This is a genomic window from Candidatus Dormiibacter sp., assembly GCF_050999135.1.
GTDB classification, from domain to species: domain Bacteria; phylum Chloroflexota; class Dormibacteria; order Dormibacterales; family Dormibacteraceae; genus Dormiibacter; species Dormiibacter spiritus.
On record NZ_JBPCPN010000035.1, the window covers coordinates 25,960 to 47,736 of the forward strand.

The window sequence follows — 21,777 nt, forward strand, 5'->3', positions numbered from 1 at the left end:
AATCATCGCGCATGACCAAGCAGGAACTCGCCTGGCTCACAGCCACTGAGATCCGCAGCCTCCTGGCAGCAGGCGAGATCCAGTCAGGCGATGTCGTCGCTGCCCACCTGGAGCGCATTGCCGGCCTCAATCCCGCGCTCGCGGCCTACGTTCACGTCGATCCACTGGCCGCCTCGGGCGCCGGTCTCCTCGCGGGCACCAGCGTGGCAGTCAAGGACACCCAACCGGTGACCGGAATGCCATGGACGCATGGCTCGCCCCGCTATAGCGCTCGGGTGGCCGATCACGACGCCATCGCGGTCAGCCGCCTCCGCCGTCAGGGGGCGGCCATCCTGGGCAAGAGCAATCTGCCCGAGCTGGCAGCGGCAGTGGGCACCACCAACCCGCTCTTCCCTCCCGCCCACAACCCCTGGCGGCACGGGATCACGCCGGGTGGCTCCAGCGGCGGCAGCGGCGCCGCCGTGGCTGCCGGCCTCTGCACCTTTGCCACGGGCGACGACATGGGCGGCTCAATCCGCATTCCCTCCGCCTGCTGCGGGGTGGTGGGCCTCCGGCCCTCTCGCGGGCTCGTGGCGGACGAGCAGCCGGATCCGACAGGGCTCTCGGTCCAGGGCCCTCTGGCCCGCTCGGTGGCCGACCTGCGCCTGGTGCTGGCCTTTTTGGCCGCCCCACAGGTGCCACCGAATGCAGCTTCCCGCCCACTGCGCATAGGCGTCGTCCGCCAGAGCAGCCGGCCGATCGCGCCGGAATGCGCCGCCGCCTGCAACCGGGCGGCGCTGGCGCTCAGCGGGCTCGGCCACGAGCTGGGCGAAGTGGATTGGGACCCCGAAACGTTCGCGAGGGCCTATCAGGTGGTCCGCCCCGCCTCTGTCGCCAGCCAGCCCGGCGACCCCTCCGAATACGGCGAATCCGCGGGCAGGCTGATCGCCGCCGGCCGGCGGCTGGCGCTGACCGACTACCTATCTGCACTTGAGTCAGGCCTGGCGGCCGGCGCCGCGCTGCGAGAACAGTTGACGCGCTGGGATGCGATCCTCAGTCCCACCCTCGGCAGGCTGCCCATGGCGATCGAAGCAGTCCCCACCTTTCTCTCGGCTGAGTGGAGCGAGTACACCCAGTTCGTGCTGCCTGTCAGCTTCGCCGGGCTGCCGGCCGTGTCGGTGCCGGCCGGCTTCGCCGACGGCCTTCCGGTGGGTGTGCAGCTGATCGGCGGTTTCGGCCAGGACTGGGCGCTGCTGGACCTGGCCCAAAGCCTGGAGGCAGAGGACGGGTTCGGCTTCGTCCGCCCGCCAGACATCGGCTGACAGCACGTGACTTCGCGCCTGGCCGGCCTAAGGTCCGCAGGCGCGGTTAACCGATATTGCGTTGTTGATGCCAGACGTCTTAGGTCAGAGGATGGCGCCAGCGGAGGCCGGGGAACCGGGCGTAGTCACGGTCGGTCGTGATCCATTCGCTGCCCGACTCGATGGCCAGCGCCGCGAGGTAGGCGTCCGGCACCAGATTCCCCTTGGCTCCAGCTTCGCGACACAGTCTGGTGAAGATGTCCCAATGCCGGGATCCTGGTTGAACCGGAATGCGGTTGGGTTGGTGGCGAAGCTGGGCAACGAAGCTAAGGGCAGAGTCCACCGGAGTGGGCCTGCCAAAGATGCGGGGATGGGTCACAACCCGGACGAAACCGCTCAAGACAAGATCGGACAGGCCGTATGCCTGGTCGGAGTTGACCAGCGCGTGAAGCCAATTCCGGAACCGTGAGTGATCCGCTGTATCTTCCCGAAAGGCGTAGACGAGAACGTTCACGTCAGGGAGCAGCATCGTCCATGAGATCCAACAGCGCAGCGGTGCTGTCCAGGTCAACTTTGGGGAGAGCTCCATTGCCCTTGAAGGTGGGAAGGTCAACCCGCTTCCTGAGCACATCCGTGGGCCGTCCGAACGCCGCGCGAAGTGCATCCTCAATCACCGCCGTCAGGGTGCGACCGGACCGGGCCGCTTCGGCTTTGGCCTGGGCGAGCAGATTGTCATCCAGCCGGATCGTGGTTCTCACGCATCGAAGCATCTCATGCTGACATCAATATGTCAAGCTCGGTTTTCAGTCCTTGAAGTGTGGCGGCTGAGCGACTCCTGGGAGCGCCGGAACTGAGATGGGGCCGCCCCTTGGTGCCTTCCCGACTGCGGTGCTCTCGCGTACCAGCCGATGCGACAGGACAGGGAGTTAGGATCCCCGCATGATCAAGGGACTTCACGCAATCATCTACAGCGCAGACGCTGAGGCGGACCGCGTCTTCTTTCGGGACGTGCTGGGCTGGCCCTTCGTGGACGCGGGCGATGGCTGGCTCATCTTCGCAGCGCCGCCGGCGGAGCTGGCCCTGCACCCGGTGGAGGGTTCCCAGCGCCACGAGTTCTACGTGATGTGCGACGACGTCAAGGCAACCGTCGACGAACTCGAGCGCAAGGGTGTGGAGCTTGCCCGCCCCGTCAGCGACCAGGGCTTCGGGCTCATCGCCTACTTGAGGCTGCCCGGCGGCAGCGAGCTGGGAATCTACGAGCCCCGGCACCCGTCTCCGCCTGCATTCTGAGACCCTAGCGCGTCCGATCCCCGAGTTAGTCGAGACACCGAGGCCTTCTCAGACGTAGACGACGGCGCCATTCTTCGGGTTATCCAAACCCCCGTCAGCCTTTGAACGACGACTGCCGCGACTGCTCCGTAGAGGAGGTAGAGGACCCAACTCAGACCAGTCGCGCCCTCGGGCTGCACTCGGATGAACCCGAGTGCCCCCGCCAAATGAAACCATGGGTCATAGATGGGACCCCTACCGCTCGCATGAATAGACAGATGCCTACGAGCACACATGCCGTGCCAAGCAAACGCTCGGCTGTGATCAATGTCGAGCAGGGTCGTCTTGCCGATTCCAGACCGTCCTACGAATGACACAGATCCGCCGGATTCGATCTGGAGTGAGACACCGTCCAGGGCTCGAATCACGCCCGTGCCCTGGCGGTAATGCTTTGTCAGATCGATCAATTCAATGTTTGCCATCAGGCTTTCCTTTGGTCGTAAACGCCCGGCGAGATCGTTGGGAGGCTCAATGGCCGCGAGCTTGCATAGATCTCTTACTGCTGCGACTATCTGATTGGCCCGACCTTCGACGTTATGCACCTCGAGTGCATCCCCCGGCCGGTAGCGGCTCTTGAGTCGCGGCTTCGGCAGCTCGGCCAGCTGATTCGCTGGCGTCTGCAGGTTGAGACGCAGTGCATTGACACCCTCCAGGCCAAGAATCTCGTTAAGCGCTTTCCACTTCTCACCCTTCGACCTGTTTAAGAGTCCGACATGCGCTGCCATCTGGGCGCCTTGAGCGACAGTTGGCCGGAGAAGAGACAAGGGGGGCGAGACTGGTGATGTCGGGTAATCTACTGTTGGGTATTCCTCCGTCGGTGGGCGAGCGCGGCCAAGGCGAGAAGCCCGCCTCGTGCGGCTCCTCTGTCGGGCAGCTCTGCTCTTAAGGTGCGACCCGCGCACATGGTCATCGAAACCGCCTAAAGAAATCCCGGATGTCCCCGACCAAGAGATCCGGCTGCTCCATGGCCGCGAAGTGACCACCTCGGTCGAACTCCGACCAATGGACGATCGTGTGCTCGCGCTCGACCAGGCGGCGGATCGAGAAGTCGTCGGGAAACACGGCAACACCTCTCTGAACTACACCGCTCCCTTGGGATCCGGTGACTCCGCTGGTCGCGGCAGCGTGCAGCCCACCAAGCGGGTAGTCGCGCAGCTCGCTCGCCGAGACTCGACCGAGGAGCGGCGACTCCGCGGTGGCAGCAAGAAGAAGACACGCGAGCGCTAGTTATCGAATACGTTGAAGTTCGTCAGAAAACCAATCGGAGCAGAGCTCCTCGATGATCGGGAGGTTGTCCGAGCTTCTGGGGGGTAAGCACTCTCGAAGAGCGCCATGGAGCTATCGCCAGAGCGTGCTCCCGCCGGCAGGCGAGGAGACGTGACGACCGGTGGGATGTCGTGCCTCGAGCACTGCTCGATTGGTATGACCGGAGAGACCCTAGCGCGCTCGCTCCACGCTTCCAGTGGTGCCGGCGCGCTGGCCGGCCAGGTAGCTTGACATCCGCTCCAGGCCCAACCGGAGGTCTTCTTCGCCCTGCGTGTAGGCGAGGCGGATGAACCCCTTCCCAGCCGGGCCGAAGGCCGTCCCGGGCAGTATCGCCACCCCCGCTTCTTCCAGCAGGGCCGCCGCCAGGTCGCGCTCGTCCAGTCCGGTTCCTTCGATGTTGGGAAAGGCGTAGAAGGCACCCTCCGGTCGCTGGCAGCGCACACCCGGCATGTCGTTCAGACCGTCCACCACAATGTCCCGACGGCGGCGGAACTCTCCCACCATTCGCCTCACCGACTGCTCGGACTGCGGCGAATCGAAGGCTTCGATCGCCGCCATCTGGGTGAACGCGGCGGCGCAGGACGACGTGTTGATCATCAGCCGTTCCATCTGCACAGCCAGCTCCTGAGGCGCGACGCCGTAGCCGAGCCGCCAGCCGCACATGGCGTACGCCTTGGACATGCCGTCCATCAGGACTGTGCGCTCCTTCATCCCCGGCTCGGCCAGGATCGAGGCGTGCTCGAAGCCGTAGGTGATCTGCGAGTAGATCTCGTCGGCCACCACATAGAGATCGCGCTCGACCGCCAGCCGGCTGACGAACTCCACGTCTTCCTTGGTCAGCACTCCCCCCGTGGGGTTCTGGGGCGTGTTCAGGATGATCATGCGCGTCCGGTCGCTGACCAGCGACGCGAGCTCCTCCGGATCGAGACGGAAGTTGCGCTCCTCGCGGAGCCTGATGGGCACCTGCTTGGCGCCCACGAAGTTGATCAGCGAGGAGTAGACGGGGTATCCGGGATCCGGGTAGATCACCTCGTCGCCCGGCTCGATCAGGGAGAGCAGCACGAAGTGGAGGACGTTCTTGGAGCCGGGCACCAGCACCACCTCGTCAGGCGACACTTCGACGCCCAGCCGGCGGCCGACGAAGGCGGCGACCGAGGCGCGGGCCTCCGGGATGCCGGCGGCCGGCGTGTAGTGCGTCCACCCGTCCTGCAGGGCGGAGACGGCGGCTTCTGTGATGTGGTCGGGTGTGGCGAAGTCAGGCTCCCCGATCTCCAGATGGACTATGTGCTTGCCTTGTGCCTCCAGCTTGCGCGCTTTGGCCAGGACCTCGAAAGCCCCCTCAGTACCCAGCCGCTGCATCCTTTCCGCCAGCTTCATAGCCATGAGTTTTAGTGCACCCCCTTCAAAAGACCGCCGTCCACCCCCAGAGTCTGACCCGTCACGTATCCCGCTTGCAGGGAACAGAGGAAGGCGCACACCGCTCCGTACTCCTCCGGTGTGCCCAGGCGGCCCATCGGGATCGTCTTCTCGACCTCGGGGATGCTGTCGCCGTAGAGCACCTTGGCCCGGTCGGTCATCATCGTCCCCGGCGCCAGGTTGTTGACCGTGACGTTGTCGCCGGCCACCTCCATCGAGAGCGTTTTCGCCATCGCCGTCACGGCCGAGCGGAACGCGTTGGAGAGGACGAGGTTGGGGATCGGCTGCCGCACGGAAGTGGAGGTGACGTTGATAATGCGCCCGCGGCCGCTCCGCTTCAGATGCGGGAGCGCCGCCTCAGTCAGCCGCACAGCGCTCATGAGCGTCAGCTGGTAGCCATTGTCCCAGTTCGCCAGCGGCGTGCTCTGAAAGGTTCCCGCCGGCGGCCCGCCCGCGTTGCAGATCAGGATGTCCAGACCGCCGAGGGCGTCGACCGCCGCCGTCACTGCGCGGGCTGGGTTCTCCGGTTGCGATAGGTCGAGGGCCAGATGGCCGGCAGCGCCCATCTCCCGCTCCACCTGCGCGAGCAGCGCATCATCGCGCGAGACCAGGAAGACGCGGGCGCCCTCCTGCGCCAAAGCGGCCGCACAAGCCTTGCCCAGGCCCTTGCTGGCAGCTGTCACGAGGGCTCGGGCGCCGCTCAAGCCAAGATCCACTATTTCTCCTCCCCAGGTGTTCGCCCGGAAACGCTCATCAACTGACGCCTAGGCCGCCTTGCTGTTCACGTACCAGCTGGCGGCGAACTGGAAACGGTCGACCGGATCGATGGCGGGGTTGATCCGGAAGCCGCGCACCCGCTTGTTCTGCAGGTACGCGTAGTGGGGCTCGAAGAGGAAGACGGCAGGCGCGGCATCCGCCATGAGCTGCTGAAAGTCGTCATACGCCTGCTTTCGGGCTTTTCGGTCCACCCCGGCCCGACCGTCCTCCAGGTCCTTGTCGATGAGTGCCTGGCGCAGCATCAGAGGGCCCGCAAAGTTGACGCCGTCGACAGTGGGGTCCGAGTGCCAGAAGAACGTCTGGTCCGGGTCGGGGCCGTTGTCGATAGCTCCCAGCGCCACCTGGTATTGCTTCGAACGCAGGTCGCTGACCAGCGCCGAGGCGGAGACGGGCTCGATCTCGAGCTGGACGCCCACCGCTTTGTACTGCGCGGCCAGGGCATCGGCGACCTGCCTGTAGGGAAAGCCGTCAGACGTCTTCAGCGTGAGCTTGAGCGGTCGGCCATCCTTCATGCGCAGGTGAGTGGCCGGATCCTTGGGCCAGCCAGCCGCGTCGAGCAGCTTTTCGGCACCCTGCGGATCGTAGTCCAGCCGCTTGGCGGCCGCCGCTGAGTAGCCCCAGTTCGACGGTGGGATGGGCCCGCTGGCCACCTCGGCTCGTCCGTCCAGCTGCTGGCCGACTATCTGCTGCCGGTCGACAGCCTTGGCCAAGCCCTGGCGAAGGGCCGCGGGATCGAGACTGGCGGCCTGGTCCTGGCTCAGGTTGAAGAACATGGCCACGAAAGTGAAGGTCCTGCCTTCATGCAGGGCCAGGTCCGGCCGGTTGGCGAGAGCGCCCAGGTTGGGCGGCTGGAGGGCTCCGGCAGAATCAGCCTCGCCCCGGGCGACGGCATCCAGCGCGTCCCCGAGGCTTGGATAGCCGCGAAACTGGAACTGGTCCAAAAAGGGCGCCGGCTTGGCCTGCGGGTTGCGGCCCAGCGTCACCAGCCGACGGTCTTTGGAGATGGCGTCCACCTTGAACGGCCCTGTGCCGAAGGCTTTCTCGCCGCTGTGGGGATCGCCGGGGATGTCGGCCACCGCCACCTTCTCGAAGACATGTTTGGCGATGATGCCCTGCCGCAGCGCCAGTGGGAACGGAGCGCTGGGAGCCTTCAGGGTGAACCGCACAGCGTTGGGGCCGGCCGGCTCGATCTTGATGTTCTTCCAGTCGGTGCCGCTGGAGACCCTGTAGTCAGGCGACTGCAGGACCGAATACGTGAAGAGCACGTCATCGACGCCGAACGGCTGCCCATCCGCCCAGCGCACACCCCGCTTCAGGTCGACCGTGTAGGTAAGGCGGTCATCGGAGACTGTGAGCTTGGCCGCCAGCAGCGGCACCACCTGCTGATCCTGTCCGATTGTGGTGAGGCCCTGGTAGATCAGGCTGTCGATGTCTCGCGCGTTGTCCTCCTGCTCAAACAGCGGGTTCAGCGTGCGGGCGGTCCCCACCACCGCCTCGCTCACCGAACCCCCCTGCCCAGCGGAGCCCTGCACGTTCACCAGCGATGTGTTGGCCGAACAGCCGGCGACCAAGAGCAGCGACAGGAGCGCCAGCAGCGCTCGCGCCGTCAACCGGTGTGGCTCGAGAACCAGATATTCGCTACGGAGACTAGGAAGAAGGCGAACGTCAGTACCCAGCTCGAGTAGTAGATCTGCCGCTCAAGTCCCCGCCGGGTGCGGTAACCGCCGCCCAGGCCACCGTCACCGCCGCCGATGGTGCCGCCCAATCCGGTCGCTTTGGGAGTCTGGATCAGGATGCCCGCGATGAGGAGCACACCTATCACGACTTCCAGGATCACAAAGGCGTTGCGAATCTTATCCATGGTTGAAGAACCGGGCCAGTTTACCGCCGGCCGGGCACTCGCGAGCGCCGCGACCGGCGGACTGGGCGTCAAGCCTGAGGCGGTTTAGCGGGCGGCGCTCAACCGCTCGTTCACGGCTTGCCAGTTGACAGTGTTCCACCAGGCCGCCACGTAATCCGGCCGGCGGTTCTGATACTTCAGGTAGTAGGCGTGCTCCCAAACGTCGACGCCCAGGATTGGCACGCCGCCCTCGGAGACTGGATTGTCCTGGTTCGGGAAGCCCTTGACCTGGAGCTTGCCGCCGGAGAGATAGGCCCAGCTCCAACCGGAGCCGAACTGACCCACCGCGGCCTTTGTAACCGCATCCTTGAAGCCGGCGAAATCACCGAAGGCCTGGCTGATGGCGTCGGCCGCGGCGCCCTGCGGCTCGCCGCCGGCATTCGGTCCCATGATCGTCCAGAAGATCGAGTGGTTGAGATGCCCGCCGCCGTTGTTGCGGACGACCGTCCGGATGTCGTCGGGGATGGCATTCAGATCACCGAGAAGTTCTTCGACGCTCTTCTGAGCGAGCTCCGGGTGCTTCTCGATAGCGCCGTTCAGGTTGTTCACGTACGTCGCGTGATGCTTGTCGTGATGGATCTGCATGGTCTGCGCGTCGACGTGCGGCTCCAGCGCATCCAGCGCGTAAGGGATCGGCGGTAGTTCGAAAGCCATGGCGACTCCTCCTTGAATTGTGGATGGGACTACTGCAAAACCTACTCAGATCGGGGATCGCTTCCAACTTTCTGGCTCCGGCCCTGGTTCTTGACGGCTTCGATCGACCTGGCGGCCGCCTCGGGATCCAGATACTCTCCGCCTTGCCGGACCGGCCGGAAGTCGCTGTCCAGCTCATAGACCAGCGGGATGCCGGTGGGGATGTTGACGCCGGCGATGTCCTGATCCCCGATCTGGTCCAGATGCTTCAGCAGGGCGCGCAGGGAGTTGCCATGGGCGGCCAGGAGAACCACTCGGCAGACCTGCAGGTCAGGCACTATCGACTCGTACCAATAAGGCAGGAGCCTCATCAGGACGTCCCTCAGGCACTCGGTTCGCGGCCTCAACTCGGGGGGCAGATGTGCATAACGCGGGTCCCCCGCCTGCGAGAATTCGTCGTCGTCCGCCAAAGGTGGCGGAGGCTGATCGTAGGAGCGGCGCCAGAGCTGAAACTGCTGTTCTCCGTATTGGGCCAGCGTCTGCGCTTTGTTCTTGCCCTGCAGGGCGCCGTAGTGACGTTCGTTGAGCCGCCAGGAGCGGCGGACTGGGATCCAGTGCCTATCGCAGACATCGAGCGCGACGTCGCTGGTCTGGATGGCCCGGCGCAGGACCGAAGTGTGGACGATCTCGGGCAGGAGACCCCGCTCTCGGAGCAGCTGGCCGCCGCGGACTGCCTCCGCCTGTCCCTGCGCGCTCAGGCCGATGTCCACCCAGCCTGTGAAGAGATCGCGGGCGTTCCACTCACTCTGGCCGTGCCGGAGAAGGATCAGGCAGTAGCTCACTCCGCACCCCTGCCTCCGGCTCCTGAGTAGACCTCCGCCACGGCTGCCAGCATGCGGGAGAACTCGATGGCATCGAGGCTGGCCCCTCCGATCAGGCAGCCGTCACAGTTCGGCAGCTCGACATAGCCCGCCACGTTGGCCGCCTTCACGCTGCCGCCATAGAGCAGGCGAACCTCGATCGCCGCCTGGTCGAAGCGCTCTCGCAGGCGCTGCCGGATCACCCGCATGGTCGAGTAGGCGTGCTCCGGCTCGGCGCTGCGGCCGCTCCCGATCGCCCAGACAGGTTCGTAGGCGATCACCAGCTGCCGCAGGCGCTGGAGCTCCGTCACGCCCAGCAGGGCGTCGGTCTGCCGGGCAACGGTCTCCGCGCTGCGGCCGGAGTCGAAGTCAGCCGCCTGCTCACCGACGCAGGCGATCACGTTGAGGTCGCTCTCCAGGGCAGCTGCCAGTTTTCGGGCCACCATCTCGTCGGTCTCACCGAAGTGGCTCCGCCGTTCCGAGTGGCCGACTATCACCCACCGGCACCAGCCGGCCAGCATGGCTGCCGAGACCTCCCCTGTGTAGGCTCCGGACGGCTCCCAGTAGCAGTTCTGGGCGCCCAGCTCCACACGGCTGCCATGCAGGATCTCGGCCACGCCGAGCAGCCAGCAGTAGGGCGGACAGAGCACGACGTCCACCTCGGTCGAAAGCCGCTCGCCGCGTTCCAGAACTCCCCGCGCCAGCTCCGCGGCAGCCTCTGCCGTGACGGGGTTGAGCTTCCAGTTGGCCGCCAGCAAGGGCCGCTGGGGACTCATCAGGCAGCGTTTCGCAGAGCGGCTACGCCGGGCAGCTCCCGGCCCTCCAGGTATTCGAGAGTGGCTCCGCCGCCGGTCGAGACGTGCGAGAAGCGGCCCGCCAGCCCCAACGCCTCCACAGCGGCAGCGGTGTCACCACCGCCGAGCAGCGAATAGGCACCCGAGCCGGCTATCGCCTCGGCGAGAAACCGCGTACCGCCCGCAAACTCGGGGATCTCGCTGACGCCGACCGGCCCGTTCCAGACGACTGTCGCCGCGCCGGCCACCTGGGCGGCGAAGAGCTCCCGGGTCCGAGGGCCGATGTCCAACTCCATCCAGCCAGGTTCGACCGATTCCACTGCGAACGTTCGAAGCTCCTGCCCGCGCGCCATCTGCCTGGCGCAGACGGCGTCCAGCGGAAGGACCAGCTTTTCACCCGCCATCTCGGCGACCGAGCTTGCCTCGGTCAGAGCCGAGTCTTCGATGAAGCTGCTGCCCACCTCCCTGCCTTCGGCCTTCAAGAAGGTGTTGGCCATCGCACCGCCGATCAGCAGGTGGTCCACCTTGTCCAGCAGGTGCCGGAGAACGCCTGCCTTGGTCGAGATCTTGGCGCCGCCAACTATGGCCAGCAGCGGCCGCTGGGGGTCGTCCAATGCCGTGTGCAGTGCCTGCAGTTCACTCAACATCAGATCGCCGGCGTAGGCGGGCAGCCGCTCGGCCACCCCCACGACCGAGGCGTGGGCTCGGTGCGAGGCAGCGAAGGCGTCGTTGACGTAGATCTCACCGAGTGTGGCCAGCTGGGCCGCGAAGTCGGGATCGTTTGCTTCGTCGCCGGCATGGAAGCGGACGTTCTCCAGCAGGAGGAGCTCAGAATTCCTCAGTTTGGCGGCTGCCTCCAGGGCGGCCGGCCCCACGCAGTCCTCGGCAAAGGCAACCGGCCTCTCCAGCAGCTGCGAGAGGCAGGCGCCGATCGGGCGCAGCGAGAGCGCGGGGTCAACCCTGCCCTGGGGTCGGCCCAGGTGCGACATGACTATCACCCTGGCGCCCGCCGCTGACAGCCCCCGCAGCGTGGGCAGGGCCGCTCGTAAACGGGTGTCGTCGGCGACCCGGCCATCCCTGAGGGGGACGTTGAGGTCCTCCCGCACCAGCACCGCCCGACCTTGAACCGGGACGTCGTGATAGGAGGCCTTGAGGCTCACAGTCCCTTGGCGACGAGTCCGATGACGTCCACCATGCGGCAGCTGAAGCCCCACTCGTTGTCGTACCAGGAGACGACCTTCGCCCCCTTTTCGGTGAGCCTCAACGTCAGGGGCGCGTCGACTATCGAGGAGTGCGGGTTGCCCTTGAAGTCGGAGGAGACGAGCTGGTCATGCGACACCTCCAGAATGCCCTTCAGCTCCCCGGCAGCCGCCTCGTCGAAGGCCTGGTTGATGGCTTCCACGTCGGCTGGTCGCTGCAGGTCGACGCTCAGGTCGATGACTGACACGTCCAGCACCGGCACCCGAAAGGACATGCCTATGAACTTGCCGGCCAGCTCGGGCAGCACCTCCGCCACCGCGCGGTTGGCGCCAGTGGAGGTGGGAATCACGTTGTCGGCAGCCGCCCGGGCGCGTCGCAGATCCGAGTGAGGCAGATCCTGCAGGCGCTGGTCGGCGGTGTAGGCGTGGACGGTGGTCATCATCCCCTTCTCGATGCCGAAGCGGTCGTTCAGCACCTTGACGACTGGGACCAGGCAGTTGGTGGTGCAGCTGCCGTTGGAGATGACGTGGTGCGAATCAGGCTGGTACCCGCTGTCGTTGACGCCCATGACCACCGTGTAGTCCTGGTTCTTGGCGGGAGCGGAGATGATCACCTTCTTGGCGCCACCCTTGTCGATGTGGACGCGTGCCTTGTTGGCGTCGGTGAACAGCCCTGTTGACTCGACGACGATGTCCACGCCCAGCTCGCGCCAGGGCAGCTCGCCGGGATCGCGGTGGGAGAGGAACTTCAGCTCCCGGCCGTCGACCATGATGGCTCCGTCGGCTGCCTCCACCGAGCCCCCGAACGTGCCCAGTGCCGTGTCGTGCTTCAGCAGGTGGGCAAACGTGGCCGCGTCGCCCAGATCGTTGACAGCCACCACGTCGATCTCGGGATTGAGTTCGCTGGCGGCCCGGAAGATGTTGCGGCCGATACGGCCGAAGCCGTTGATGCCGACCTTGATGGTCATGTGAGCCTCCGCTATGGGCACCGGCGAGCGCATCGCAGAGCGCACCGAAGCCGCCGTCAAAGGGGACGGTTCAATGGTAGACCGCGACCGTATTGTCCCGCGACACTCGGCGGCGCTGCTAGTTGTGCGGTTTGGGCGGAAAGGCCCCAGCCGCCTCCAGTTCGAGCCGACGCAAGCGGTGGTTGACGGCTGACTTCGAGACCTGCAAGCGAGTCGCCAGTTCCGCCAGCGCGGCCTCGGGGTTGCCGCGCCGCAGCCGAGCGACGTCCCGCAGCGCCGGCGGCAAGGCGTCCAACCGACCGCGCTTCTCCAGCTGCTCGATCGCCGCCAGCTGGCGGACGGCGGAACCGACTGTCTTGCCCAGATTGGCTGTCTCGAAGTTCAGCTTGCGGTTCACCAGTCCCCGGACCTCCCGCACGATCCGCAGGCTCTCGAACTCCATGACCGAGCGCGATGCCCCCAGCAGGGAGAGCGTGCGGACTATGCCGTTTCCGTCCTTTACGTAGACGAGTGGTTGAGCGCCTCGAGTGCTGACGCCGCTGCGCACTGACAGGTCCGCCAGCGTCGCCTGGACCGCCTCAGCCCAGGCGACACTGGGCGGCACAAACTCGAGGTGATAGCGCGCGCTCGGGGCGTTGATGGAGCCGCAGCCGAGGAAGAAGCCGCGGAGCAGCGCCTTCCGGTCGCAGGCGCGCTCCGGCACCGTCGGCGACGCGACGAGGCTGGCAACGAGCGCTGTCGGCAGTCGTGCCTCCACGTCGTAAAGCGTCTGATGCGGGGTCCGGTGATGCTGAAACCGGGATTCGGCCGCTCCCAGCGCTCTGGTCAGGCGCACGACTCGACGCGCGAGCAGATTGCGCAGCAGCGGAAAGCGGGCCAACTGGCCGGCCGGGTCGATGACCCCATTGACTGAGTGGAAGGCGCCGCGTAGTTCGTGCAGCTGGCAGCAGGCGCGAGCGCTGGTGAGCCCGGCCAGCTCAGCCTTCACCTCAGCGGCGAACGACATCTCTGAGCTCCCACCTGCTCACTGCCCCGGCACGGCTGCCCGGCTGTGCAGTACATCCGGCCTGAGAATAGGCGCTGACTGCCCGCCTCGAGTGCCTGTACCGGTCTGTTCGGCTGGTACAGGCAACTGAAGGCACAGGTGGCGGATAATCGGCGGCATGAGCGATGAGAGAGACGGCCGGACGGCGACCTCGCCCGCTCCGAGCCACGTTCAACTCGGCCTCGGGCGCGAACAGCTGCTGACCATGTACAGGCAGATGGTGCTGGCCCGCGCCATTGATCGCCGGATGTGGGTTCTGAACCGGCAGGGCAAGGCGCCCTTCGTCATCTCCGGGCAAGGCCATGAAGCAGCCCAGGTCGGGGCCGCCCACGCTCTCGAGCCAGGCAAGGACTGGCTGTGTCCTTACTACCGTGATCTTGCCTTCTGCCTGGCGTTGGGAATGACGCCGCTCGACTTCCTGCTCTCCGTATACGCTCGCGCTGCCGACCCCAATTCCGGTGGCCGCCAGATGCCCAGCCACTTCGGCCTGAAGCGCGCCCGGATCATCACCACCTCCAGCGTGGTGGCGACCCAGGTTGTCCATGCGGCGGGCCTGGCCTACGCCAGCAAAGTCCGCGGGCTGGGCGAGGTTGCGGTGGCCTGCCTGGGTGAGGGGAGCACGTCGGAGGGCGACTGGCACGAGGCGCTCAACTTCGCTGGCGTGCACCAGCTGCCGATGATCTGCATAGTGCAGGACAACGACTACGCCATCTCGGTTCCTCACCGGCTCCAGATGAGCGTGGAGTCGGTGGCCAGCCGCGCCGTCGGGTACGGCATGCCAGGCCTGCCGGTGGATGGCGGCGACCTACTTGCTATGTATTCGGCCATGCGCCAGGCGGTCGAGCGCGCTCGGAGCGGCGAGGGGCCAACGCTGATAGACGCTAAAGTCGCCAGGTTCACCTCCCACTCCTCGGATGACGACCAGCGGCGCTACCGTCCGCAGGAGGAGCTGGAAGCGATGCTGCGCAAGGATCCGATCGAGCGTTTCCGGATCTACCTGCAGCGGCACTCACTGCTCTCGGACCCGGAGGACGAGAGCATCCAGCGCGAGGCGACGGCTCAAGTGGATGAGGCGGTTCAGCAGGCCGAGGCAGCGCCGTCTCCTGACGTGGCCGACCTGGCGCGCCATGTCTTCGCGGAGGAGGGGTAGCCGACCATGGCGCAGGGAACGCTGATCGAAGGCATCCGCGAGGCGATGGCCGAGGAGATGGAGCGGGATGATCGGGTCTGGGTGCTGGGGGAGGACGTCGGCCGCAAGGGCGGGGTCTTCCTGGCCACCGAAGGTCTCCACGCCAGGTTCGGCGGCGACCGCGTGCTGGACACTCCTCTGGCCGAGTCCGCGATCGTGGGGGTGGCGATCGGCTCGGCGCTGAATGGTCTTCTGCCGGTGGCAGAGATTCAGTTCGCGGACTTCATCCACCCGGCGTTCGATCAGATAGTCAGCGAAGCGGCGCGCATCCGCTACCGCAGCAACGGGGAGTTCGGCTGCCCGATAGTGATCCGGGCGCCGTACGGCGGCGGCGTCCACGGCGGCCTTTACCACTCGCAGTCGGTCGAGGCTTTCTACTCCCACGTGCCCGGTCTGAAGGTCGTCATCCCAAGTACGCCGGAGGACGCCAAGGGACTGCTCAAGGCTGCCATCCGCGATCCCGATCCGGTGCTCCTCTTTGAGCACAAGAAGTGCTACCGGCTGATCAAGGGCGAGCTGCCCGGCAGCGATCACCTGACACCTATCGGCCCCGCCGCCGTTCGCCAGGAGGGCGACAAAATCACCTGCGTGGCCTGGGGCCTCATGGTCCACTACTGCCTCGAGGCAGCCACCACAGTGGCCGAAGAGGGCATCTCGGTCGAGGTGATCGACCTCCGGACCCTCTCACCCCTGGACAAGAAGACAATCCTCCGCTCGGTCGAGAAGACGGCTCGGGCCATGGTGGTCCACGAGGACAATCTGACTGGCGGCTTCGGCGCCGAGATCGCCGCGATCATCGCGGGCGAAGGTTTCGAATTCCTGGACGCGCCGGTGGTGCGCGTCGCCGGGCCTGACGTGCCGGCCATGCCCTTCAACAAGCCGCAGGAGGACGCCTTCATGCCCAACCCGACCCGGATCGCCCAGGCGATGCGCGATCTGGCAGCCTATTGACCACCGAGGTTCGGCCGGCGCCGGAGATAACCGCCGAGGAGTTCGGCCGCCGCCGCGCTGCCGTCTGGGCGGGCGCCGAGGCGGCGGGTCTCAGTGCGCTGGCGGTCTTCTATCCGGCGCGGATCGCCTACCTGACAGGGTTCCATCATGTGCCCACTGAGCGTCCCCTGGTCCTTGTGCTCGGACCTGGCGGAAAGACGGTGCTGGTGGTGCCGGCGGTCGAGAAGGAGCACGCCGAGAGCATTCCCGGTGTCGACCGGGTCGAGGTGTACTTCGAGTATCCCGGCGAGCGCCACCCGCTCGAGCAGCTGGCCCAAGTGCTGCGCTCACTCGTGAGCTCCGGTTCCGTTGGCGCGGACCATGACGGCGTGGTCCCGTATTGGGGCTACCGGGGGCCGCGGCTCTCCGAGCTGCTGGGAGCGCCGGTGGCAGACGGCGAGATGCTCGTTGAAACGCTCCGCCGGAAGAAGTCAGCGGCAGAGCTGGAGTGCATCCAGGTCAGCTGCGAGTGGGCGGCCCGAGGCCACCGGCGCATGCAGGAGGCCATCCGCCCGGGAGAAACCGAGCTCGAGTGCTACGCACCTGCGGAGCTGGAGACACTGCGCGAGATGATCCGCAGCCTGCCGGGCTGGCGGCCGCGCTCATTCGGTGGCAACGGCCTGACGGCCATGTTCGTCGGCGGCCGCAAGACTGCCTATCCACACGGCTTCGTGCGCGGCCACGGTCTGCAGCGCGGTGATGTGCTGGTCAGCGGCGCCTCGGCAGATATCGACGGCTACCACTCCGAGCTGGAGCGAACGATGTTCGTGGGCGAGCCGAACGGCGCCCAGCGCGACGCCTTCGCCAAGATGCTGGCCCTGCAGGCGCGGGCGATCGAGGTGCTGCGGCCGGGTCTTCCAATGGCGGAGGTGGATCGGGAGGTGGCCGGCCTAGCCGGGGACCTTGGTTGCGCCGATCGGCTGCGGCATCACGTGGGCCACTCGATCGGACTGGAGGCCCACGAGGCGCCATTCCTGGATCGAGGCGAGGAGGCAGTGCTGGAGCCCGGGATGGTGCTCACCATCGAGCCGGGCCTGTACTTCCCCGAGCTGGGCGGCTTCCGCCACTCGGACACCGTCTGCATCACCGACTCGGGCCACCGCGTGATGACCGACTATCCCCGGGAACTGGAGGCGCTCGTAATCCCGGTCTGAGGTAGGGGGTCTTCTGAGGGCCGGGGCGTCGCCTGTTCGGCGGATCGCCATCGGTTGGCTACTAATGCGCTGATCCGTGTACAGCCATTTCTCTGTGGTAGCCAGCTCAGACAGCGTTGACATGGTGGCCCACGTCACTCCTGGGCGCCGAGGCCCGGAGCATCCATCCGCAGAACAGAGCGGCCGTGCGGGTCGGCTGTCGCCAGCAGTTCTTCACGGCCGCCCGGCCAAGACGTCAAGCGCAGTTGGAACCGGGCGCCCGGAACGACTGGTTCAAAGCGCAGGTACGCAACCGGGGCCGCGTCGCTGGCCCGCTCTCCGGCTTCCTGCAAGGTGGTCTCGATCTGTTGGCGGGAGCCGGCGCTGACGTACTGCCAAAGCACTGTGTGGAAGACGATAGTCGCGACGCCTTCAGCGCTAAGTTCGAGCTGAGGTGGGAGCCAGGCGGCGGCGTCTGCTCGATCGATCTCCACTCGGATGGAAGCGGCCAGGTCGAGCGCAGAGTCAAGGATCGCCAAGCGGTCGATTCGATCCGGCCAGACGAAGGAGCGCAACCGTTGGACGGCGTTTTCGTCCGCCAGGTCCAGCGGATTGACATCGCAGCCTCGCCGCTCGACGATCGCTGGCACAGGGACCCGTCGAACGCCTGCCTCGAGCAGGGCCAGGAACCAGCGAGCTTCCCAGTACTTGTCGCAGCGCAGGTTCAGGCCGGCGGACGCACCCAGCTCGAGCAGGCGCAGCGGCAGGCCGGTCTTCCCGGCCACATGCAGAAAGCCGATCGCAAGTGGCGCACTCCTCCCCACTTCGTTGGTCTGGCAGCCGAGGCCGAGTTCTTGTTCGAGCTCAACTCGGCGGTCGGCGCAGGCGGCAGCGAACTTCGACCAGGCGCCGCGCGGCGGCAGGGTCCCGCCGGCCGAGCGGTAGTGCTGGGCGAGATCGGGCAGCTCTCCTCTGAGCACCCAGCGATGGATCGGCGCGAGAAGCCTGAGCGCCAACGCGTTCTCGACCGCCGCCTCTGCATGCGGGCGAAGCAGGTCGAACAGCCAGCCGCCGCCCGCGATCTCATCCGCTGCGCAGCCGAGCAGGTGCTCATACAGCGGCGAACCGAGAGTGGCGCAGGCTCTCGCCTGCTGCTTGAAGGCGGCGGTCAGGTCGCTAGCCTCGGGCAGCTGCGATCTCCAGTTCCTGGGCCCGGTTCGCGTAGCCGGGGTGGGAGGGCCGCTGCACCTGGTACCAGGCCAGAGTGTCGGCCAGCGCGTCCTCCAGCTGGCTCGGCTGGAAGCCGAGCTCCAGGCGTGCCCGGGTGAGGTCATAGCCTGCCGAGCGCTTGGGATCAGGGCCGTACGGGCTGGCCCCCGGCGGCAGCTCAGCATACGGCAGCGGGACCAACCGGGCGGGCCTGCCGAGCGCCCCGGCCAGAGACTCGATGAGCGCCCGGAGGCTGACGCCGTCGAACGCGACGTTGTATGGCCCGTGCAGCTGAGGGCGCTGATCCACTGCCAGGGCGCAGGCATAGCCGACGTCCTTCACCCAGGCGAGGCCCGCTTGCTGCTCGAAAGTCTCCTCCGGCACGAGCAGGGGGCCGCCGTCCTCGACCCGCTGGATGTAGGCGGCGATGCGCAGGGTGTGGTCGTCCGGCCCGAGGATGGCGGGCGGTCGGATCACCACCCAATCTCGCTCCGGGCGACGGGCCAGAACCGTTTCGCACCAGCGCTTTCCTTCCCGGTACTCCTGGGGGTCCAGCGGGATGCCGCCAGTAAGAGGCTGGAAGTCCTCCTCCCGGGCCGGGCGCGGGCCGAAGTCATCCGGATAAACGCCAGTGGAGACGAAGACGTAGCGGCCGCTGAAGCTGCGCAGGACCTCCTGCACCTCGCCAGGCTGGTAAGCGGCCAGGTCGCAGATCACGTCGGGCCGGATTCGCTTCAGGTTCTCGTGAAGCTGGTCCGGGTCCCGGCGGTCGAAGGCGGCGTGGCTGGTGAAGGTGCCGTACGGCTTGGGCGTGCGGCCGGCGGCGATCGTCTCCACGCCCCGCCGCATCAGCTCTTTGCAGGCGGCGACGCCGACGAACCCCGCACCGCCGATGACCAGCGCCCGTAGTCCCCTCACCAGTAGCACACTAAAACGTTGTGGTCGCCGGACGGGAGAGATCGTTTCACAGCGGTTGGCGGCCGGTGTGGCTGGCGCTGGCGGTCTTTGCCGCCGGCGTGGGCCTCAACCGACTGCACACCCCACGCCTCCTCTGGGGCGGGCTTTGGGCTCTCTTCTTCCTCTACGTCGGTTCCTACTGCATCCGCAACTTCATCGCCTGCCGGGAGACCCACTGCGCCATCACGGGCCCCGGCTGGATTCTGGTCGGCGTGGCCGCCGGGCTCGGCTCTCTCAGCGTCCTGCGCATCCCCGACTGGGGTTTCACCTGGCTCGCCTATGTCGCCGTCGCCGGCCTCGGTTTCGGGCTCCAGCGACTTGTCGGCCCAACGCTCAGAGGTCGCGGGCCCTGAACTCGACGTCCAGCCCCTCCATCGCGCTGACCCGGACCGCCATCTCCTGGGCCAGGGCCACTGAGCGATGCCGGCCTCCGGTACAGCCGAAGGCCACAGTGAGCTCGTCGCGCTGGTAAAGCGGGATGGACCAACGCAGCACCGACTCCAGCCGATCCAGCAGCTCGCGGGCCGCCGGCTGACGCAGCACGTATTCCGTCACTGCGGGGTCCCGCCCGTCCAGCGGGCGCAAGCTCTCCTCCCAGTAGGGATTGTCGAGAAAGCGAACGTCGACGAGCCAGGTTGCGTCCGGCGGCACGCCGTTCTTGTAACCGAAGGCTAGGCAGGTGACCAGCTTCTTCTCGCGCTGCCGAAGCCGCAGCGCCAGCTCAGGCACGTCGGCCAGGGTGACGCGGTGGTGGGCTCGCTCGTAGCTGCCCTCGGCCTCACCGTTGTCTTCCCCAACGTGGATCAGCACGTAACGAAGGCCTTCTTTGTCCAGCTGACGCAGGCGCTCCGCGGTGGGGCCGCTGATCACCTCCAGCGGGCGTCCAGTCGCCAGAAAATGAGCCTGCGCCGCGGCCCCTTCAACTCCAGCCAGCACGATCAGGCCGCTCACACCAGCTCCTTCAGCCGCAGCGCCACCCGTTCCGGCACTCCCACCTGGATTATGTCTTCCAAGCTGGCCTCCCGGAGGCCCTGCAGCGATCCGAATGTCCGCAGAAGCGCCCGCTTGCGGGCCGGGCCGACGCCCTCCACCGAATCGAGCGGTGAGCTCAACGCCTTCTTCGTGCGCGTCTTGCGGTGATGCGTGATGGCAAAGCGGTGGGCCTCGTCCCGCACTCGCTGGACCAGGAACATTCCAGCGGAGTCATGCTCCTGCACTATCGGCTCGGAACGACCCGGCGCGAACAGCCACTCGTGCTCCTTGGCCAGGCCAAAGGTAGGAATATCGGCGAAGCCAACCTCCTCCAACACCTCCATCGCCGCGCTCAGCTGGCCCTTCCCACCGTCGATCAGGACCAGGTCCGGCCGGCTCGAGAAGGAAGCGTCCTCAGTCCCGCCCGGCAGCGCTGCCCCGTCGCCCGAGTCGGTGCGCCGCAGCGAGAGCTCGAGGCGCTCGAAGCGGCGCCGCAGCACCTCCTGCAGCATGGCGAAGTCGTTGGGCCCTGGTGTGGATTTGATCCTGAAGTTGCGGTAGTGATCGCTGCGCGGTCGGCCGTCTTCGAAAACGACCATGGAGCCCACCGCCGACTGGCCCTGGATGTTCGAGATGTCATAGCACTCGATGCGATGAGGCGGCTCGTCCAGCTCCAGAACTTCAGCCAGCGCGGCGAGCATCGGCTCAGTGCGGCTGCGGTCATAGTCTGCCTGGATCCGCAGCTGGGTCAGCTCGCCCGCTGCCGTGTCGCTCAGCTGCTGGACCAGCTGCCGCCGGCGGCCGCGCTGGGGCACCTCCAGCTTCACAGCGCCCTGGCGGCGGCTGGAGAGCCAGTCCTGGACCAGTGCCGGCTCATCGACTGGACCTGGCAGGAGGATGCGCCGCGGGATGTGCGTGGCACTGGCGTAGTACTGCAGCAGGAAGCCGCGCAGCAGCTCACTTTCGCCAGCTTCCCCGGCGCCCTCCAGGGCATGCCCATCGTGGCCGATCAGCTTGCCCTGGCGCACGTAGGCCACCTCGACATAGACGTGGCGGCCCTGCCGCGCGTAGGCGACCAGGTCCTCGTCGTCCCGGCTGTGCGTCAGCACCTTCTGGCGATCGGCGATCTTCTCCATCGCCGCCAGCTGGTCCCGGAAGCGAGCCGCGTTCTCAAAGTCCAGGTTCTCCGCCGACTGCTCCATCCGCTCCCTCAGGCGCTTGGTGAGCATGTCCGAGCGACCCTCCATGAAGAGGCCCACCTCCCGGATGCGGGAGCCGTAGCTGGCTCGGTCGACACGGCCTTCGCATGGCCCTGGACAGCGCCTGATGTGGAAGTCGAGGCAGACCTTGTGCTGCTTGAAGATGTCGTCGGAGCAAGTCCTGAAGGGCAGGAGCTGGCGCAGGCTCTTGACAGTGCTGCGTAGGGATTGGGCGCTGGTGTAGGGGCCGAAGTACTGAGCGCCGTCGTTCTGGATCCGGCGCGTGTAGTGGACACGAGGAAACTCCTCCCGCAGAGGGAGCTTCAGGTAGAGGTAGTTCTTGTCATCTTTGAGGCGGATGTTGAAGCGCGGGCGGTAGTGCTTGATGAGATTGCACTCCAGGATCAGCGCCTCGACCTCGTTGGCAGCCTGCACCACATCGAAGTCGAAGACCCGGTTGAGCAGCTCCGCCAGCCGCGCTGTCTGGCCGTAACCAGGGGTGAAGTAGTTGCGCAGCCGGTCCCGGAGCCGGATCGCCTTGCCCACGTAGATGACCTGGCCCGAGGCGTCGCGGAGCAGGTAGACGCCAGGTGTCTCCGGCACTGCCCGCAGCCGCTGACGGATCGATTGGACTTGGGCTTCGCTCACTGGCTCGATCTTA

The 21,777-nt window shown here is 66.6% G+C and carries 22 protein-coding genes and 1 pseudogene; 6 read left to right on the forward strand and 17 right to left on the reverse strand.

Annotated features, from left to right (window positions below):
- Window positions 1–11: 11 nt before the first annotated feature.
- Window positions 12–1,301 (forward strand): amidase, encoded by a 1,290-nt coding sequence (locus ACR2MZ_RS09160; protein WP_434004746.1) that lies wholly within the window; start codon window positions 12–14, stop codon window positions 1,299–1,301.
- A 79-nt stretch (window positions 1,302–1,380) separates the two neighbouring features.
- Here the strand turns inward: ACR2MZ_RS09160 and ACR2MZ_RS09165 are convergent, their stop codons facing one another.
- Window positions 1,381–1,809, reverse strand: coding sequence for a type II toxin-antitoxin system VapC family toxin (locus ACR2MZ_RS09165; protein WP_434004747.1), 429 nt, complete (start codon window positions 1,807–1,809; stop codon window positions 1,381–1,383).
- Window positions 1,796–2,038, reverse strand: coding sequence for a ribbon-helix-helix domain-containing protein (locus ACR2MZ_RS09170; protein WP_434004748.1), 243 nt, complete (start codon window positions 2,036–2,038; stop codon window positions 1,796–1,798). The genes ACR2MZ_RS09165 and ACR2MZ_RS09170 overlap by 14 nt, the downstream gene beginning before the upstream one ends.
- A gap of 181 nt (window positions 2,039–2,219) precedes the next feature.
- On the opposite strand from ACR2MZ_RS09170, the gene ACR2MZ_RS09175 reads away from it, so the two are divergent.
- Window positions 2,220–2,570: a VOC family protein gene (locus ACR2MZ_RS09175; RefSeq protein WP_434004749.1), complete on the forward strand. Its 351-nt coding sequence runs from the start codon at window positions 2,220–2,222 to the stop codon at window positions 2,568–2,570.
- 945 nt (window positions 2,571–3,515) lie between these two features.
- Here the strand turns inward: ACR2MZ_RS09175 and ACR2MZ_RS09180 are convergent.
- The 11 genes and pseudogenes from ACR2MZ_RS09180 to whiA all read right to left on the reverse strand — a co-directional run.
- Window positions 3,516–3,689, reverse strand: a pseudogene (locus ACR2MZ_RS09180) (epoxide hydrolase); the annotation flags it as partial.
- A 357-nt stretch (window positions 3,690–4,046) separates the two neighbouring features.
- Window positions 4,047–5,252 (reverse strand): pyridoxal phosphate-dependent aminotransferase, encoded by a 1,206-nt coding sequence (locus tag ACR2MZ_RS09185; RefSeq protein ID WP_434004750.1) that lies wholly within the window; start codon window positions 5,250–5,252, stop codon window positions 4,047–4,049.
- Between the two features lie 11 nt (window positions 5,253–5,263).
- Window positions 5,264–6,007, reverse strand: a complete 744-nt coding sequence (locus ACR2MZ_RS09190) for an SDR family oxidoreductase (protein ID WP_434004751.1) — start codon at window positions 6,005–6,007, stop codon at window positions 5,264–5,266.
- Between the two features lie 48 nt (window positions 6,008–6,055).
- Entirely contained in the window at window positions 6,056–7,678 is a 1,623-nt protein-coding gene (locus tag ACR2MZ_RS09195) for an ABC transporter substrate-binding protein (RefSeq protein WP_434004752.1), read from the reverse strand.
- On the reverse strand, window positions 7,675–7,929 hold the full coding sequence (gene secG / locus ACR2MZ_RS09200; RefSeq protein WP_434004753.1) for a preprotein translocase subunit SecG: 255 nt from the start codon (window positions 7,927–7,929) through the stop codon (window positions 7,675–7,677). The genes ACR2MZ_RS09195 and secG overlap by 4 nt, the downstream gene beginning before the upstream one ends.
- 84 nt (window positions 7,930–8,013) lie before the next feature.
- Window positions 8,014–8,622, reverse strand: a complete 609-nt coding sequence (locus ACR2MZ_RS09205; protein ID WP_434004754.1) for a superoxide dismutase — start codon at window positions 8,620–8,622, stop codon at window positions 8,014–8,016.
- Between the two features lie 41 nt (window positions 8,623–8,663).
- Entirely contained in the window at window positions 8,664–9,443 is a 780-nt protein-coding gene (locus tag ACR2MZ_RS09210; RefSeq protein ID WP_434004755.1) for a phosphoglyceromutase, read from the reverse strand.
- A complete protein-coding gene (gene tpiA, locus ACR2MZ_RS09215) occupies window positions 9,440–10,237 on the reverse strand; it encodes a triose-phosphate isomerase (RefSeq protein WP_434004756.1) in 798 nt (265 codons plus the stop codon). Before tpiA ends, ACR2MZ_RS09210 begins: the two co-directional genes overlap by 4 nt.
- Entirely contained in the window at window positions 10,237–11,415 is a 1,179-nt protein-coding gene (locus tag ACR2MZ_RS09220) for a phosphoglycerate kinase (protein WP_434004757.1), read from the reverse strand. Before ACR2MZ_RS09220 ends, tpiA begins: the two co-directional genes overlap by 1 nt.
- Window positions 11,412–12,422 carry a type I glyceraldehyde-3-phosphate dehydrogenase gene (gap, locus tag ACR2MZ_RS09225; protein WP_434004758.1) on the reverse strand — a complete coding sequence of 337 codons (1,011 nt, stop codon included), beginning with the start codon at window positions 12,420–12,422 and terminating at the stop codon, window positions 11,412–11,414. Before gap ends, ACR2MZ_RS09220 begins: the two co-directional genes overlap by 4 nt.
- Before the next feature lie 118 nt (window positions 12,423–12,540).
- A complete protein-coding gene (gene whiA, locus ACR2MZ_RS09230) occupies window positions 12,541–13,428 on the reverse strand; it encodes a DNA-binding protein WhiA (protein ID WP_434004759.1) in 888 nt (295 codons plus the stop codon).
- 157 nt (window positions 13,429–13,585) lie between these two features.
- Here whiA and ACR2MZ_RS09235 point away from each other — a divergent pair, with 157 nt between their 5' ends.
- Genes ACR2MZ_RS09235 through ACR2MZ_RS09245 form a run of 3 tightly spaced genes read left to right on the forward strand, consistent with a single transcriptional unit; the run spans window position 13,586 to window position 16,800 of the window.
- Window positions 13,586–14,617, forward strand: coding sequence for a thiamine pyrophosphate-dependent dehydrogenase E1 component subunit alpha (locus ACR2MZ_RS09235; RefSeq protein WP_434004760.1), 1,032 nt, complete (start codon window positions 13,586–13,588; stop codon window positions 14,615–14,617).
- A gap of 6 nt (window positions 14,618–14,623) precedes the next feature.
- Window positions 14,624–15,607 carry an alpha-ketoacid dehydrogenase subunit beta gene (locus ACR2MZ_RS09240; protein WP_434004761.1) on the forward strand — a complete coding sequence of 328 codons (984 nt, stop codon included), beginning with the start codon at window positions 14,624–14,626 and terminating at the stop codon, window positions 15,605–15,607.
- Entirely contained in the window at window positions 15,604–16,800 is a 1,197-nt protein-coding gene (locus tag ACR2MZ_RS09245) for a M24 family metallopeptidase (protein WP_434004762.1), read from the forward strand. The genes ACR2MZ_RS09240 and ACR2MZ_RS09245 overlap by 4 nt, the downstream gene beginning before the upstream one ends.
- A gap of 134 nt (window positions 16,801–16,934) precedes the next feature.
- Here ACR2MZ_RS09245 and ACR2MZ_RS09250 read toward each other — a convergent pair whose 3' ends face one another.
- Both ACR2MZ_RS09250 and ACR2MZ_RS09255 read right to left on the reverse strand, forming a co-directional pair.
- Window positions 16,935–17,969, reverse strand: a complete 1,035-nt coding sequence (locus ACR2MZ_RS09250; protein ID WP_434004778.1) for a DUF2332 domain-containing protein — start codon at window positions 17,967–17,969, stop codon at window positions 16,935–16,937.
- Complete coding sequence (locus ACR2MZ_RS09255) at window positions 17,956–18,906, reverse strand: NAD-dependent epimerase/dehydratase family protein (RefSeq protein ID WP_434004763.1); 951 nt, start codon at window positions 18,904–18,906, stop codon at window positions 17,956–17,958. The genes ACR2MZ_RS09250 and ACR2MZ_RS09255 overlap by 14 nt, the downstream gene beginning before the upstream one ends.
- 20 nt (window positions 18,907–18,926) lie before the next feature.
- Here ACR2MZ_RS09255 and ACR2MZ_RS09260 point away from each other — a divergent pair, with 20 nt between their 5' ends.
- On the forward strand, window positions 18,927–19,298 hold the full coding sequence (locus tag ACR2MZ_RS09260) for a hypothetical protein (RefSeq protein WP_434004764.1): 372 nt from the start codon (window positions 18,927–18,929) through the stop codon (window positions 19,296–19,298).
- On the opposite strand, the gene ACR2MZ_RS09265 is transcribed toward ACR2MZ_RS09260, so the two are convergent.
- Both ACR2MZ_RS09265 and uvrC read right to left on the reverse strand, forming a co-directional pair.
- Entirely contained in the window at window positions 19,279–19,896 is a 618-nt protein-coding gene (locus ACR2MZ_RS09265; RefSeq protein ID WP_434004765.1) for a RapZ C-terminal domain-containing protein, read from the reverse strand. The genes ACR2MZ_RS09260 and ACR2MZ_RS09265 overlap by 20 nt on opposite strands.
- On the reverse strand, window positions 19,893–21,764 hold the full coding sequence (gene uvrC / locus ACR2MZ_RS09270; protein ID WP_434004766.1) for an excinuclease ABC subunit UvrC: 1,872 nt from the start codon (window positions 21,762–21,764) through the stop codon (window positions 19,893–19,895). Before uvrC ends, ACR2MZ_RS09265 begins: the two co-directional genes overlap by 4 nt.
- Window positions 21,765–21,777: the final 13 nt, after the last annotated feature.